The 15,392-nt window shown below is 74.6% G+C and carries 9 protein-coding genes; 1 reads left to right on the top strand and 8 read right to left on the bottom strand.

The genetic code is table 11. The features are described 5' to 3' along the window. Window position 1 precedes the first annotated feature (1 nt). The 3 genes from IE329_RS08115 to IE329_RS08105 all read right to left on the bottom strand — a co-directional run bounded on the left by IE329_RS08115 (window position 2) and on the right by IE329_RS08105 (window position 4,036). Window positions 2-1,411 carry a family 2 encapsulin nanocompartment cargo protein terpene cyclase gene (locus IE329_RS08115; RefSeq protein WP_229927255.1) on the bottom strand — a complete coding sequence of 470 codons (1,410 nt, stop codon included), beginning with the start codon at window positions 1,409-1,411 and terminating at the stop codon, window positions 2-4. 98 nt (window positions 1,412-1,509) lie between these two features. Beyond that, complete coding sequence (locus tag IE329_RS08110) at window positions 1,510-2,922, bottom strand: family 2B encapsulin nanocompartment shell protein (RefSeq protein ID WP_190210143.1); 1,413 nt, start codon at window positions 2,920-2,922, stop codon at window positions 1,510-1,512. A 745-nt stretch (window positions 2,923-3,667) separates the two neighbouring features. Further along, the gene (locus tag IE329_RS08105) at window positions 3,668-4,036 is read right to left on the bottom strand and encodes a carboxymuconolactone decarboxylase family protein (protein ID WP_190210313.1); all 369 of its coding nucleotides are present in this window, start codon (window positions 4,034-4,036) and stop codon (window positions 3,668-3,670) included. A gap of 897 nt (window positions 4,037-4,933) precedes the next feature. Between IE329_RS08105 and IE329_RS08100 the strand changes: the two genes are divergently transcribed. Further along, a complete protein-coding gene (locus IE329_RS08100; RefSeq protein ID WP_190210142.1) occupies window positions 4,934-5,341 on the top strand; it encodes a hypothetical protein in 408 nt (135 codons plus the stop codon). A gap of 79 nt (window positions 5,342-5,420) precedes the next feature. Here the strand turns inward: IE329_RS08100 and IE329_RS08095 are convergent, their stop codons facing one another. The 5 genes from IE329_RS08095 to IE329_RS08075 form a co-directional block, all read right to left on the bottom strand. After that, on the bottom strand, window positions 5,421-6,785 hold the full coding sequence (locus tag IE329_RS08095) for a DUF6519 domain-containing protein (protein WP_190210141.1): 1,365 nt from the start codon (window positions 6,783-6,785) through the stop codon (window positions 5,421-5,423). A gap of 80 nt (window positions 6,786-6,865) precedes the next feature. After that, the gene (locus IE329_RS08090) at window positions 6,866-9,001 is read right to left on the bottom strand and encodes a hypothetical protein (protein WP_190210140.1); all 2,136 of its coding nucleotides are present in this window, start codon (window positions 8,999-9,001) and stop codon (window positions 6,866-6,868) included. Next, window positions 8,998-12,195, bottom strand: coding sequence for a putative baseplate assembly protein (locus tag IE329_RS08085; RefSeq protein WP_190210139.1), 3,198 nt, complete (start codon window positions 12,193-12,195; stop codon window positions 8,998-9,000). Before IE329_RS08085 ends, IE329_RS08090 begins: the two co-directional genes overlap by 4 nt. Then, window positions 12,192-15,029, bottom strand: a complete 2,838-nt coding sequence (locus tag IE329_RS08080; protein WP_190210138.1) for a putative baseplate assembly protein — start codon at window positions 15,027-15,029, stop codon at window positions 12,192-12,194. Before IE329_RS08080 ends, IE329_RS08085 begins: the two co-directional genes overlap by 4 nt. Further along, window positions 15,026-15,388, bottom strand: coding sequence for a GPW/gp25 family protein (locus tag IE329_RS08075; RefSeq protein ID WP_190210137.1), 363 nt, complete (start codon window positions 15,386-15,388; stop codon window positions 15,026-15,028). Before IE329_RS08075 ends, IE329_RS08080 begins: the two co-directional genes overlap by 4 nt. Window positions 15,389-15,392 lie beyond the last annotated feature (4 nt).

Here is a 15,392-nt window from a genome sequence, read left to right as displayed (position 1 = left end):
CTTACCAGAAGTCGGGCAGGCTGTAGCGATAGGTGTTGGTCATGTGCCAGTAGTGGTTGCCGTCGACCCACACGGCCACTCCCCGCAGGAAGCGGAGCACGCTGGGGACGGGGCAGGCGGCGGCCAGGGCGGCGGCTTCGGCCTCGAAGTCGCGCATGAGGTCGTTGTGGACCTCGACCGCCTTGAGGTAGGCCTCCTGGTCGGAGACGCCCTCACGCTCGGCGATCACCACCGGCAGGTTCAGGTGCCGGCCGGGGGCGGCGAGTTCCTTGGTGTACGAGTACAGGTCGTTGACGATCGTGGTGGCGTTCCCGGCGAGCGCGAGGACCCGCTGCATGGCGGGCTGGGCGTGGAGGTCCGCGGGCAGTTCGTAGCCACCTACGGTGTCGGTGATGGTGGGGCAGGGGCGGAAGTTGTTGAACTGGCGCATCGCCAGGTACTCCCACACCTCGGGCAGGTGATCCGTCTGGGCCCAGGCCGCCTCGGCCAGGTACCCCAGGTGCAGACGGGCCATGTCGTGCCGGAACCGGTCGGCCTGGGAGGGGGTGGACCGCTGGACGAAGTACTCCATGGCGGAGCGGTAGGCCCGCCGGGGGGCGTCCGCGTGGAGCGACTTCGCCCACTGCGGCTGGTACTCCTTCGTGGTCTGCAACGGGTCGAGCGCGGTGTGCGCCAGCAGGAGGCGTCCGCCGAGACCGACGGGTGAGCCGCCGTGGTCCTCGCAGTAGTAGTCGTCGACCGCGTTCTCGGCGACCATCAGCCGCGTGGCGACCATCAGGTGGTCGATGCTCGGCGCGTCCGGGTGGCAGCCGACCATGTAGCTCCCGACCGAGAAGCCGTCGAACTGGTCCTCCCAGTCCTCGGGGTACAGCTGGACCTCGTCCATGGCCCAGGCCTTGATCCTCCGGCTGACCTCCTCCACCCGCGCCGGGTCGGGCGCCGGCACCGGGTGGTGGTAGAGGCCCGGGATCGGACGGCCCGCCGCCGGCGTCCCGGACGCCGCCGGCTCCCCGGGCCGGGCCGGGTGCAGGCTCGCCGTACCGAGACCGCTGGGACCGCGCAGGATCCGGTCCAGGACAGGGCTCGGCCGCCCCACCGCGGCAGCGCCCTCCCGCACGTGCCGGGCGGCCGGGCCGCCCCCCGGACCGACGGGTACCGGGACGGACGCGGGCACCCGCACGGCGGGCACCTGCACGGGCACCGCCGCAGCGGGCACCACCCCGGCGGCGGGGACGGAGCCGGCCGCAGGGACGGAGCCGAAGACCCCGCCGGGCAGGGCGGGCAGGGCCGACGCGCCCCCGGCGGCGGGCCCCGGGCCGGCGGCCCGGGCGTTGGCGAGGATGTGGGTTCCGAAGCGGGCCGCAGCGGCCGGCAGGCTCGACTGCAGCGGGGAAGGCCCAGGATCGGGCATCCGTGGCTCCTTGGTGAGGTGAGTGGGCTGGCCCGGCTCCCGGGCATGCTCGACCGGCCCGGGGCGGTCCGGGCCGTCGGGGCCGTGGAGCGGATCCGCTAGTCGCGCCCGCGAGCGATCTGCACGTTCTCCAGCACGCCGAGCGCGTCGGGCACCAGGATGGCGGCGGAGTAGTAGGTGGAGACCAGGTAGGAGATGATCGACCGTTCGTCGATGCCCATGAAACGCACCGACAGGCCCGGCTCGTACTCCTCCGGCAGACCGGTCTGGCGCAGGCCGATCACGCCCTGGTTGTCCTCGCCGGTGCGCATGGCCACGATCGAGCTGGTGTTCTCCTTGCTGATGGGGATCTTGTTGCAGGGGAGGATCGGGACCCCGCGCCAGGCCGGGACCTGCTGGCCGCCGACGTCGACGTGGTCCGGGTAGAGCCCTCGGGAGTTGAACTCACGCCCGATCGCCGCGATGGTCTTCGGGTGGGCCAGGAAGAACTTGGTGCCACGGCGGCGGCAGAGCAGCTCGTCGAGGTCGTCCGGGGTGGGCGGGCCGGAGTGGGTCTGGATCCGCTGCTTGAAGTCGGCGTTGTGCAGCAGGCCGAACTCCCGGTTGTTGACGAGTTCGTACTCCTGCCGCTCGCGCAGCGCCTCGATGGTGAGCCTGAGTTGCTCCTCGGTCTGGTTGTGCGGCCCGTTGTAGAGGTCGGCGACCCTGGTGTGGATCCGCAGCACGGTCTGCGCGATGGAGAGTTCGTACTCGCGGGGCTTGAGTTCGTAGTCGACGAAGGCGCCGGGCAGTTCGGCCTCGCCGGTGTGGCCGGCCGACAGTGCGATCTCGGCCTCGCCGTGCTTGTTCTGCCGCTGCTGGGGCAGCGAGCTGAACTCCCGGATGTGGGCCTGGAGGTCCGGCGCCGCGGCCAGCACGGAGGCGAAGTCGGCGCGGGACAGGGTGAGCAGGGTGCCGGGCGTCTCGGCGGTGGCGGTGTAGTCCCAGGCGGCGTCCGCGTCCAGCAGGGCGTTCTCGCCGAAGCGGTCGCCGTCGGCGAGGACGGCGACCGCGACCTCGTCGCCGTACTTGCCGACCGAGGTCTGGCTGACCCGGCCGTGGGCGATCAGGTGGATCCGCTCGGCGGGGCTGCCGCGTTCGACCAGGACCTCACCGGCCCGGAAGTCGCGCTGGACGCACCGGCCGGCGAGCGCGGTCAGCACCTCCTCGTTCTCGAAGCCGCGCAGCAGGGCGAGTTCGCCGAGCTCGCGCGGGATCACCCGGACGTCGCCGCCGTTCTGGATGAACTCGATGCGGCCGTCGCCGACGGTGTAGCTGAGCCGGCGGTTCACCCGGTAGGTGCCGCCCTTGGTCTCCACCCAGGGGAGCATCCGCAGCAGCCACCGGGAAGTGATCTCCTGCATCTGCGGGGCGGACTTGGTCGTGCTGGCAAGGTTGCGGGCCGCCGCCGTGCTCAGGCTGGACTGTTGGGGCGCCGCCGGCTGGGCTTCCGGGCTGGTGTCGGTGGTCATCGGGTATCGCTCTCATTCGTCAGGGCAGTGATATGCATACGTACACATCGCCGGAATAGAGAAAATAGGGCGAATATCCGGGAATCCGTCCGGATACGGTGGAACAATATCGGCCGCCGTGTCCCAACACCCCGGACGAACCAATGCATTACCTCGATACGGCGATCTTTGCTCGAACAAGGTTTAAGCGTGATCCCCACGGGTTCCGACCCTTGGCCGGGCACACTCCCGGTGCACGACGTGGCTGCCCGCCCCGGTCCCCGCTCCGTCCCCCTGGACGGTCCCACGGCTGGCGCGTCCGCCGGCCGCTCCCCGCGACCGCGCCGAACAGGCAGGTGGCAGCCGCGTTCCGGCTCCCCGCCGGGCGACCGGCACGCGCACCACCACGCCGGGCAGGACGGCCACCGGGACCTCGGGCTCGGCGGCCCCGCCGCTGTCGTACCGGGGAAACCGGGGACGGCTCACCCCGCGGCAGACGGCAACGGGCCGCTCCAGGGGGCGCGTCGAAGCCGCGCCACTCGAACACGCAAGCCAGTCATCGGCACTCTTCCGGGCAGGGCTCTTCCTGGCAGGGCCCCGCAGGCCGGCGTCCGGCGACGATCGCCGCGCCGTCGGCACCCCCACCGGCCACCGCTCCGGACCGGGCCGGGCCGGGCTCGTGCGGTCATCGCGTCGTCAGGGCCGCCCCGCTCGCGGCGGGGTGAATCCCCCTCAGGTCCCTCGGGGGCGGGTCCGGGCCACGAAGTCAGTCGCCCTGGACGGGCAGCAGGCCGCGTTCGGCGAAGACCCGCTTCGCGGCGAGGGTGGCGTTGATCGCCTTCGGGAACCCGCAGTAGGCGGCGGCCTGGAGCAGCGACTCCACGATCTCCTGGGGCGTCAGGCCGACGTTCAGGGCGGCGTTGACGTGCACCTCCAGCTGCGGCTCGCAGCCACCGAGCGCGGTGAGCATGCCCAGGGTGACGAGTTGGCGGTCGCGCGGCGCCAGCGCCGGGCGCGCGTAGATCTCGCCGAACCCCCAGGCCGCGATCTGGTGCGCCAGCTCCGGGGAGACGTCCGCGAGGGAGGACACCACCCTCTCGCCGGCCTCGCCGTCGATCCGGGCCAGGACCTCCATGCCCCGGTCGAAGCGGTCCTGGCGCTCGCGTCCGGTGGTGCTCTCGGCGGTCACGGTGCTCTCCCCATGTCGTCCGGCAGTCCTCCCCGGCTCCCCCGGGCGGGCGGGCGGCCGAGTACGCGCAGAGCCAACGTATGCGCCGGAGCGGGCTTCAGGACAGGCCGGGACCCGGCGCGTCGCGGATTCCGCGACCGGGACGGCCAGGTGGCGCGGCCGTCCGACCGCCGGCCGCTCCCCGATCGCGGCGGCGGCGCCCGCTTCGCTCCGAAGCCCTGGGGTTGCGGCCCGTCAGACCCTACGAAAGCATCGTACGTACAGAGCCTTTCCATCGCGGGCAGCCCGGGTCGCCCGCACGGCGCCGGCGACCCGGGCCTCCCGGCAGGAGAGGAGGCGAGCATCGTCGCAGGTGCAGCCGGGCTCCGCGGGCACGGCACGGCCTGTTCCCCCGCGCCGGTCACCAACGGCCACCAGGACCACGAGCCCTCCTCGCGCCGGCCCCGGGCCGGGGGCCGACGGCACGCCGAACCGCTTCCGGGGTTCGGTGACACGCGGTGAGAGGGGTAGCGGTGGGTGACGGCGAGCGCGGTGGGTGACGCGATGAGATGTCGACAGCCGAGGGGAGCCGGGCGGAACCCCCCGAATATCCGGGTCGCACGGCCCCCGAGGGCTTGAGCGGTCGACGGGGTGCGTACAGGAGTGGGCCGTATGGAAAGTCGCTGGATCTGTGACAACTGCGGCAGCGAGCAGTTACCGCACGTACGGGAGTGCACCCGGTGCCACTCAGGTCGTCGGCCCGACCTCCCGGACCCTCCCGAGCCTCCGCCTCCGCCCCCGCCACCACCCCCGCCACCACCGCCTCCCCCGCCTCCCCCGCCTCCCCCCGAGGACCCTCCTCCCGTGGTGGTCACCAGCCCCAGGTATCTGGACAACGGGTACGTGGACGGGTTGGTGCGCGACGTGCAGACCCGGACCGAGCGGAGCCGGCACTCGGCGGACAGGTTCGTGATGAATTTCCGGGTGGAGGTGGAGCTGTACGCCGACGGCGCCGATCAGGTGATGCTCGTCCCCGTCGAGATGCGGGGACACCGGTTCGACGGCGCGGTGGCCGAAGGCGACCGGATCCGTGCCCACGGCCGGTTGCGGGCCGGGACGCTGCGTGTGAAGAAGCTGCGCAACCTGACGACGGGCGCGGACGTCTCCGTCAAGCGGAAGAAGAGGATCGGGTGTGCGATCCTCGTCCTCCTCCTGGTGTGCGCGGTCGTGATCGGGATCGTGCTCTGGCAGCAGTACCGGAACTCGTTCTAGGGAGCCGGACGGGGGGCCGTCGGCCGCCCCCGCAGGCCTCCGACGGCCCCCTTCGGCGACGCCCGGCGGCTCCCCGCCGCTACCGCCGGTGGGGGAACGGCACCCGCAGGTCCACCATCTGGTACCCGGCGGTGGCGTCGGGCTCGATGACCGCCAGGGGCGCGTAGTGGTAGTCGATGCCGTGCGGCCGCTTCGGCTGCGGCCGGCCGTCGAGGCCGACGGGCCACTCGACGTCACCGGTGACGACCCGGACCGGAACCAGCCAGTAGTCACCGCGGCGGTACTGGGGGGCCCGCTCGACGTCACCCTCGAACCGCACCTCGATGCCGTCTTCGAGCGGAAGCCACTCGGCCTCCCTGATCTCCCTGGTCCCCTCGTCGTTGGTGCCGTTCGCCGCCCCGTGGTCCCAGCGGCGCAGCAGCGGGTGACGCCCGGGGATCGTTCCGGTGGCCGGCTGGTACGGGTCCTCGCCGGGGTCCTGGTCGAGGACGACCGTGCGCCTCACGTGGTCGATCTCCCGGACGGTGTAGAGCCGCGGGCAGTGCTCCTCCCAGGCGTCGGTGGCGGCCCGGCAGACGGAGGCGTCGTCGACGATCTCGACCAGGTCGTCGATGTCGAGCCCCAGTTTGTCGTCCCGGCCCAAGGTCTCGACCTCGACGGTGGAGCCGCTGACGGCCCTGATCGGGAGGGTCACCGAGCCGTTCTCCCGGGACCACTTGAACGTGGCGGTCTCGGCGGTACCGCCCCGGTGCACCTCGACCCGGTAGAGCTGGTTCTCCGGCCCGCGGTAGCCGGCCTCCGGTGACAGGTCGCAGGGCGTGCTGTCGCCCTGGGGGCGCCGGACCCGGGCGGAGAGCAGCCCACGGGGCCTGAACCGCCGGTTGATCCGGTCGCGCAGGAACTGCGGTGCGGTCCTCATGTCGGGCACGAAGGGCTCGGGGCCCAGGGTCAGGTGGCACAACTGCCAGACCACCCGGGTCCGCACGGTGGTGTCGGGGCCGTGCAGCCCCAGCGCGACCTCGCGGATGCGGGGTGCCTCGACGGCGGTGACCAGGCGCTCCCAGACCCGCAGGTAGACCAGGAACGGGCTCGTCGGGAGCCGGTCGTGCTCCCGCTCGCGGTCGAGGAATCCGTCGGGCTGGCTCCAGTAGTCGGTGCCGTCGCACTCGCAGAGGATGCCGTCGACGTACATCCGGCCGGGCGTCACGGTGAAGGTGTCCCCCTCGAAGGTGTCGAGGCAGAACCCACCGGTGCTCTGCCCGCCCGCACCGGACGGGTACGCGGCCGGCCCGAGCAGGTCGGCGGCCAGGGTCCGCACGTAGTGCAGGAGGATCGCTGTCTGTTCGTTGATCTCCGAGTCGAGCTGCACCCGGCCCTGCTGGGACAGGACGGCCGAGAACCGCTGGGCCGGGTCGAAGGTGACCCGTGAGAAGTCGCCCTGCATGGTGTTGTGCTCCCCTGACTGGACTGATTCTGTGCTGACGGACGGTGACGGAGGGTCGGCCCGGGCCGCTGCCGGCCCTCTCAGGTGGCGAAGAAGACCCCCGCGTCGCACCCGGCCGGGGTGTACTCGGCGAGACGGGTACGCAGGTTGTCCTCCCGCTGCGGACGGAACAGGTCGTGCAGCGCCCCCGGCTCCGAACCGTCGTCGGCCCCGCGGCGGATCTCCTCGGCGCAGCCGGCAGCCAGCTGGGCGTAGCCGGGGGTTCCGTACCGGGTGCCGGCGAACTCCAGGACGACGCGGCCCGGGTCGCCGGAGTGCTCCGGCTGGCAGTACAGGCGGCGCGGGGTGACCGAGTCCGGTGGCAGCCAGCAGAACCGCACCCGGCCCTCGGTGCGCCGGGTGATCCGGACGTCCCCGTCCAGCAGGCAGTTCTCCAGCAGGTCGACGGCGCGGGCGCGCACCGAGCCGATCACGGTGGTACGGCGGGCGGTGAGGACGGCGTGGGCGGGCCGCCCGTCCGGGCCGGTCAGCGCCGGGAGCCCCCGGTGGGTGGCGTCGAGCACGGTGTCGGACAGGGAGATCCGGACGGGTCCGGTCGCGGTTTCGTCCTGGCGGACCACGACGGTGCCGAGGATGCTGTGCTCGACCTCGACCCGGGCCGGCGTGCCGGTGAGTTCCAGGCCTGCCTCCCCGGGCGCCTGCGGCAGGCCGTCCGCGTCGAGGCCGAGGCCGGGCACGAGGGTGCAGTGCCGGATGGCGATCCGTCCCACGTCGCCCCGGACCTGGACGCTGTGCCCGGCGAACAGGAGGCCGTCGAGGACGAGCTGCGGAGGAGGCCCGTCGCCGCTCCCCGTGCCGGTGATCCGCAGGGCGGCGGGGCGGCCCTCGGACTCCTCGGGTGTCCGGAGCACCGGCCGGGCCCCGTCCGCGGCGCGCAGGGTGAGGTGGTCCCCCGGGTCGAGGCGGATGTCCGTGAGGTCCTGGTGGACGTCGTTCCCGGTGATCTCGACGATCGCCTCGGCCGGCCCGGACCGGTGCCGCTTCTCGGCCCGCCAGCGCTCGATCGCCTCGCTGATCCGGTGGTGCGGCTCGCCCGGGCCGACGCGGTAGACGGCGGCTGCCGGGTCCGCGGTGTTCGCCGGGCGCGGGTACTCGCCGCCCCCGAAGTCGCCGGCGGACATGTGGTGGTAGGTCACCCGGACGCCCTGCCCGGGCCCCGCGTGCTCGGGGAACGCGATGCGTCCGAGCACCGGGTCGAGGGCCACCTGGCCGGCGCGCGGGGCGTAGGCCCACCCGGACAGGTCGGCGGACACGATCCGGTCGAGCGGCACCACGTCGGCGTCCGGGTCCGGCCCCGTCCACACGCACACGCTCTTGAGGGGGCCGTAGTAGTCGTGCAGCCGCTCGGTCAGCGCCCTGCGCCTGATCGGCGCCGGGACGTTCGTCTCGTCCGCGACGTGGCAGGGGGACGGCTCGGGGACCGGCCTGGTGAACAGCGCGGTGTCGTTGCCCAGCACGCTGAAGGTGTAGCACGACCGGGCCGGGTCCACCCGGAACGCCGGGGCCCGGGTCACCGAGTGGGTCCGCAGCCGCCACACGTGGAGGCCGACGCCCGGGATGCCGTGGCGGCCGGAGCGGCGGGCGGAGCCGGTCCGGGGCACCTCGACGGTGTGGGCCAGTTCGTCGAACGGGCCGTCGATCCGCTCCAGGGCGTCGATCCGGCGCAGGTCGACCAGCCGGCCCTGGCGCAGCCGCCGGCGCGCGTCGTGCTCCTCCGTGGTGTAGCGGCGGACCGGCTGGGTGACGGCGAGCAGCCGCCGGTACTCCACCGCCCGGCTGGGCCACTCCGCCACGCCGGCGGCGAGGTCCTCGAGCAGGGCCAGGGTGCCCTTGCGGCGGCGGTTGGCGACGGTGTCGGCGACCTCCCGGCGGGGCACGGCGGCGGCGAGCAGTCCGTGCGCCGGCGAGGCGCCGTCGGAGAGGGCGGCGGCCGTCCCCGGCAGCGTGCGGTGGCCGACCAGGTCGCCGAGGTACGGCACGACCCAGTCCTCGCAGGTCTCGATGAACCAGTTGTCGTAGAGCTGCTCGATGTCGTCCTGGAGGACGCGGGCCTGTTCGGCGACGACGGAGAGCAGCGCGTACAGCCGGCCGCCGTGTTCCGCGTCGAGCCGCCGGTGGACGGCGGGCAGCAGCGCGTACAACTGGTCGGGGGTCATGGGATCCTCCGCAGGACGAGGGTCTCGGGCAGCGCCGGATCGAGCAGGACGAGCTGGGCCGGGCGCAGGGCCCGCCGTACCACCAGCGCGGCCCCGGGGGCCGGGGAGGTGCCGCCGGGATTGAGCCGGGCGAGTTGCTCCTCGTCGAGCCCGTTCACCGCGGCCACCGAGGCGGCCGTCTCCCCGGGGGCCGGTGTGTAGCGGGTCTCGCGGTACCCCGCCGGCAGCGCGGGCACCCAGGGCGCGGCCGTGAGCTCGCGCGCGAACCGGATGACGCCGGCCGCGTCGGCGTCGTCCCCGATGCCGCCGAAGGCGTCGACGTCCACGAAGTCCACGCCGGGAACCGCCTGGGCGGCGGCCACGGCGGCGCTGAGGAAGACGGGCCGGGCGAGTTCTGCCGCGGCGAACCCCAGCCGGTCCACCAGGGCATCCCGGACCGCCTGTTCGACCACGCCCCGGGACCGGTCGGGCAACGCCCGGACGCCGAGCGACAGCACGAGCCGCACCCGTTCGCAGACCTCCACGCGCACCGGCAGGGCCGGATCCCCGTAGCGGCTCAGCGCCGCCTGCAGAGCGGCCAGGAGCTGGGAGTCGGCGTCGAGCGGGGCGTCGCCGGCGGCGGCGACGGTGACGTGCACGAGCTGCCGGGTGCCGTCGGGGCAGCGGCGGGCGACGGCCTTGCCCACGCCGGCGAAGGCCAGCGCGAAGTCCTCGTAGTCGCGGACCGAGACCAGGCGGTCGAGGGCGCTGAGCGGCACGGGGACACCGCGGCGGGTGCCGCTCAGGCCGTCGGCGTCCGTGCCCCCGGTGGCGGGCAGCGGATTGGTGACGCCGCTGACCCCGAGCGGCCTGCTGACCACCTGGTTCACCTGCCCGGCCGCGACGTTGCCCGCGTTGCCGCCGCCGACGCGGTAGCGGGCCGTGACGTTCTCCACCCCGGTCGGCAGCCGGGCGCCGTGGCGGCCGTCGCCGAACTCGACGGCCGCCCCGCCGTCGACGCCCACGCGCAGCCGGTAGGCGGGGGTGGCCGGGCCGGCCTCGGTGAGGTCGGCGACCCGGGGCCAGGCCACGCCTTCGACCTCGACGGTCAGCGCCTCCCTGGCGCCGTCGGGGGTCCGGGCGGGGAGCCAGGTGAGTGGTCCCTGGCGCAGCGGGAAGACCTGGCCCGCCCGGGTGGCGTCGCCGCTGCCGAGGATCTCGGTGCGGGTCTCGCCCGCGGTGGCGAGGACGACGTTGCCGTGCACGACCACGGTGTCCCGGCGGTACCGGTAGGCGAGTGCGGTGGTCAGGACGAGCGTGCTGGACACCCGGTCGCCGCCGGGCGCGCCGTCCGGGTCCTGCCCGTGCCGCATCCCGCCGAGCATGACGAGTTCGCTGCCCCGGACGCCGGAGACCCTCGGGATGTCGGTGCGTTCCCCGGAGACGATCAGCCGCCGGCCGGGGGTCAGTCCCTCGCAGGTGCCGGCCAGTTGGATCTCGTCGCCGCCGACGTCGGACGGGTCGGGAGGGCCGGCGAGGCGAAGCGTCTCGCCGGCCGCCCAGACGATGCTGGTGCGCCGCACGGCGAGGTCGCCGGGATCGTCGGTCCACGGCCGGGCCAGCCGCAGACCGGTCACCCGGGCGGCGTAGTGCTCGTCGGCGACGGCGAGTTGGGTGACGCCGGTGACCTGGATGATCCGGCTCGGCGCGTCGGCGTCGGCCCGCTGCACGGCGATCCAGCTGCCGGGCAGGATCGTCTCGTACACCGCGTCCAGCAGGAGGACGTTCCCGTCCTCCAGGGAGGCGTAGGGCCCCGGCCGGCGGGAGGAGCCGGCCGCCCCGAGCAGCCTGGCGACCCGGGCGTCGTCGGGGATCGTCGCGCCGAAGGGAGCGGCCTTCACCCGGAACCACTGCACGCCGGGCGGGTCGGCGGCCGTCACGGAGACGGTGCCCAGGGCGTGGTTGAGCGTTTCGGCGAGCCGGGGGCGGTTCGCGGCGAGCAGGCGTGACAGGGAGTCGGACTCGGGGCCGAAGAGCGTGGCCACCGAGGTGGCCGCCTCGGTGGGGGTGCGGGGCGGCCGGGACGGGGAGCGCTCCAGGGCGTGCAGCACCTGACGGCCGAGGTTCAGGGGATCGACGAAGGGTTCGCCGCCGGAGCCGCCCGGGGAAGGCCCGGCGGTGGCGGCGACGCCGACCTGCTCGGCGGCGGCCCGGACCGCCGCCACCCGGGCGGTGACCTTGTCGAGCAGGTCGCCCGCGTGCGCGGTGTCCGCCTCGCCGCCGGAGATCCGCTCGCGGAAGTCCTGCAGCTTGTGGTCGAGCGCCGCGGCCAAGGCGTCCGGATCGCGGAGGACGTCGCCGGCGTGCAGCGCCTCGCGCAGCACCCTGAGGAAGTCCTCGAACGGCTTGCCGGGCTGCGGCTTGCGCACCGCCTTCTCGACGTCCTCGCGGAAGGCCCGCACCTCGTGGTCCAGCTGCTGGACCGGGCCGGGCGCCTTGAGGAGGACGGTGGTCCGCCGGTGGTGCGGGTCCGGCCGGGTGCCCTCCACCACGCGGACGGTGTTCCGGCCCGGGTCGCCGAAGGTGAGGAGCAGGCGGTCGCCGGCGCCCAGGTTGGGCTGGATGCCCTCCAGTTCGAGCGAGGGCAGCTGCCCGGCGGCGTCGGGGTCGACCGACGCCCGGGTGGTGGTCCGGACCGGGAGCTGGTTCCAGTCGGCGCGGGCGGCGAGGTCCTCCGCGGTCTCGAAGGTCTGGGGCAGTCCGCCGGGCGGCGGCGCGCTCTTCACCTGGGAGCCGGCCGGGACGGTGCAGCGGGTGCCCGGGTCGAGGGTGTAGGCGAGGAAGGTGCCGGCGGCGAGCGCGGGCCGCGGCCGGTGGCCGACCAGGCGCCCGAGCCCGGCCAGGGAGACCTGTTCGGTCGCGGTGCGCAGGTATCCCTCGTTGGCGATCCGCTCCTGGTAGAAGGTCAAGACGTCGGCGACGAGGGCCCAGCCGTCCAGCAGGGCGACGGAGGGATCGTCCGGTTCACGGGTGGTCAGGGCAGCGAGCGGCGCGTGGTCCGCGCCGGACAGCCGGGCGAGCATCGCGCCCAGGAACTGGTCGTAGGTGCCCGCGCGGTACCGCAGCTCGGGCAGGGCGGGCCGGTTCCAGACCGGTGCCGGAGTGGCCGGCCGGGTGCCGGTGCAGCAGTCGCAACCGGCGGACGGGCGGCTCATCGCCCTCCTCGCAGGTCGAGGGTCAGCCAGCCGTTCTCCGGCCGGGCGGAGTCGCCGTCGAGCCGGGCGATCTCCAGGGGGCTCAGCCTGAGCACGCCGGAGGGCGGGACATCGGGCCCGGGGCTCCCGCCGCCGCTCCTCACGGGGTGGAGCCGGCGCAGCCGGGTCACCTCGGCGTGCCGGACACCGGGGACCGCGGCCACCGCGGCCACCAGGGTGCCGACCCGTACCGGCGTGCCGAAGGTGAGCAGGTCGGGATCGAAGAAGCCCAGGCCGCCGCCGGGTTGCGGGCCGGGCCGCAGGGCCCGCAACAGGGCCTGGCGGACGTGACCGGCGATGTGGTCGGGGTCGACGAAGACTCTGAGGGCCACGTCGAGCGGCACCCGGACGGCGGGCCCGGTGACCACGTCGTGGCCGATGCGGCGGAACCGGTGCAGCGCCAGCCGGACGTCCTCCGGGAGCCCGCGCGGCAGGTCGGACGTTCCCTCGGCGTCCAGCGCGACGTCCGCCTCGTACCAGCTCCCCGTCCAGCGCAGGGTGGCGGCGGCCCGCTGCACGCCGGGGTGCTGGGCGGCGAGGGTCTGGTAGTCCTCGGCGGTGACGGCCCGCAGCAGCCGGCGGAACGGCCCGCGGGGCGCCGCCAGCCGCACCTGCGCGACGGGCTCGGGGTCGGTGCCACCGGTCGCGGGCAGCGGGTTGCGGACCCGGACGACGGCGTCCAGGGGGGTGGAGCGGGACGCGATCCGGTTGACGGCCTCGCTGCCGACGTTGCCGGCCCGGCCGTTGCCGGTGCGGTAGACGGCCAGCAGGGCCCGGCCCGGCGGCGGTGCGGCTCCGGTCCGGCCGTCCCCGAACCTGAGGCCGAGCCGCCCCTCGTCGTCGGTCTCACCCACCACGTGGCGGTCGCGCGGGCCGCTGGCCAGCAGGTCGCGGCGGGGCGTCCAGGCCTCCGTGCCGCCCTCCGTGCCCTCGGCCCGGATCCGTACGGCGGGGAGGGCCTCGCGCGGGTCGGGGCGCAGGGCGGCGCAGGCCGGGCCGTGCAGTGCGGGGTTGTCCGGGTCGATCGACCAGGCTGCCTCCTGGCCCCAGCTCTGCGCGAGTTCCCAGCCGATGTCGGCGCGGTCGAGCAGGTAACCGGAGCGGGACCGCCTGGCCAGTGCTTCGAGCCGGCGCAGCTTGGGGGCCAGGTACTCGTCGAACCGCGCTAGCAGCGGGGCGAGGGCGGGGCGGGGGCCCTCGTCGTCGTGCGCCCCGCCGAGGTGGCCGGCCTCGAACAGGGTCTCCAGGAAGTCGCGGTCGGCCGCGGACGGCGAGGCGCCCGAGCGGTGCAGGTCCTCCAGCCGCTCCCGGGCCCGGGCGGCCAGCCGGAGCAGTTGCCGGCTCTGCCCGGCGCTGACGTCGGCCGGGCGCGGATACGGCGCGGACCAGGTGACCGGCGCGCCGCGCAGCGCCGCCACGAAGGGCCGGGCGGCCCTTGGAGCGGCCGGACCGGGGCAGGCGGGCCCGCGGCCGCGCTCGACGGGCCCTTCCACCCTTTCGGGCCGGGCGCCGGCGCCCCAGGTGTTCTCGATGCCGTGCTCGACGAGAACGGTGTTCCCGCGGGCGACGACGCTGTTCGCCGCGCCGCCGTCCGGTGCGCGGCAGCCGATGACGCACAGGGGCAGGACGAGGGCGTCCTCGTCGGCCCATTCGACGTCGAGCACCCTTCTGCCGTAGAGCGTGTCGACGCTCTCGGTGATCTTGGTGAGGCGCACGGCCTGCCGGTGGGCGGGGTCGCGGCCGGCCTCGGCGCCGGTCCCCGGGTCCCGGTTCTCCTCGAACACGATCACGTCGCCGGGGGCCAGCCGCAGCGGCCGCTCCCCGCCGTGCTCCGGCGGGGGCTCGTCCAGCAGGGTGGCCCGGGTGGTGCCGGCGGGCAGGCAGCACTCCTGACCGCCCCAGGTCCACAGGTCGATGAGGTTGTGCTCGGGGCGGAGCACGATGTCCCGCCGCTCCAGCGGCCGGTAGACGGGGTGGGGGCCGGCCGTCAGCAGCTCGGCCGGGATCGACGCGCCCGTCGGCGGCAGGCGGCCCGGGGGGAAGGCGGTGAAGGCGAGGTCGTCGGGTCGCAGGGTCAGCGGCCGGCTGGTCTCGACGCAGACGAAGGTGCGGGCCGCGCAGCCGTCGTGCATCGGGTATCCGACCAGGCGGGCGTGGCGTCGGACCGAGGTGCGCAACCGTGCCGTGTCGAGGTACGCCTCGGTGGCCACGGCGTCCTGGTGGTAGCTGAGCTGGTCGCCGACGTGGGCGAGGAGTTCCACCAGGGTGACGCCGAGGTCGGAGGCGTGCCGCTCGGTCCACTCCGGCATGGTGAGGGCGAGTCGTTCGAGGAGCAGGCGGCGGAAGCTCGCGTAGTCCTTGGCCAGGTAGTCGACGGCCGGCGCCGGGGGGCTCGGCAGCGGGCCGCTGCCCCGGGCGGGGGCGGGTGCCTCCGGGTCGCCCTGCCGGAAGGAGAACTCCAGCCGGTCGTAGCAGCGGTCGAAGCCCGGCCCGAGTGCGCGGAGCCGGTAGGTGGACGCGTCGCCCGGGCGGTCGAGCTCCAGGGTCAGGCAGTTCACCGGGGCGTCCGGGTGGCCGGGGCCGGCCGTGACGGCGACGACCCGGATGCCGTCGCCCCGCCGGCCGCCCTCGACCCGGAAGCTGTGCCGGTCCAGCCGGTCGGGGAGCCTGCCGAAGAAGAGGACGCTCAGCCTGCGCCGGTCGGCCTCGACCGAGATGCCCTCGATGCCGGCCAGCCCGGCGGCCCGGACGGCTTCGCGGCGCCGTTCGTCGTGGCGGGCCGGACCGGTGCTCATGACGCCGTCCCCCCGTGGACGAGCACGTGCCGGCTCTCCCCGGTGGCCGTCAGGACGTAGTTCACGGAGACGGCCAGGGCGGACTCCTCGGCCCTGACGGTCAGGGACTCGACGGTGAGCAGGTCGCCGAGCCAGCGCTGCAGGGCGGCCTGCGCGGTCATCTCGACGGCCGCGGCCAGCTCCGGGCCGTTCTGGGCGAAGACCAGGTCGAGCAGTCCGCAGCCGAAGTCCGGCCGGTTCACCCGCTCGCCGGGGGAGGTGAAGAGCACCTGCTCGACCATGTCGCGGACGTGGTCGGCGTGATCGGCCGTGGCGGTCCGGCCGCGCGCGTCGACGGTGTAGGGGAACCCGATGTGCATCGCC

The sequence above is a fragment of the Kitasatospora indigofera genome, assembly GCF_014655955.1.
Classification (GTDB): domain Bacteria; phylum Actinomycetota; class Actinomycetes; order Streptomycetales; family Streptomycetaceae; genus Kitasatospora; species Kitasatospora indigofera.
The sequence above is the reverse complement of the archived record's forward strand: the minus strand, read 5'-3'. Positions and strand labels throughout refer to the sequence as shown.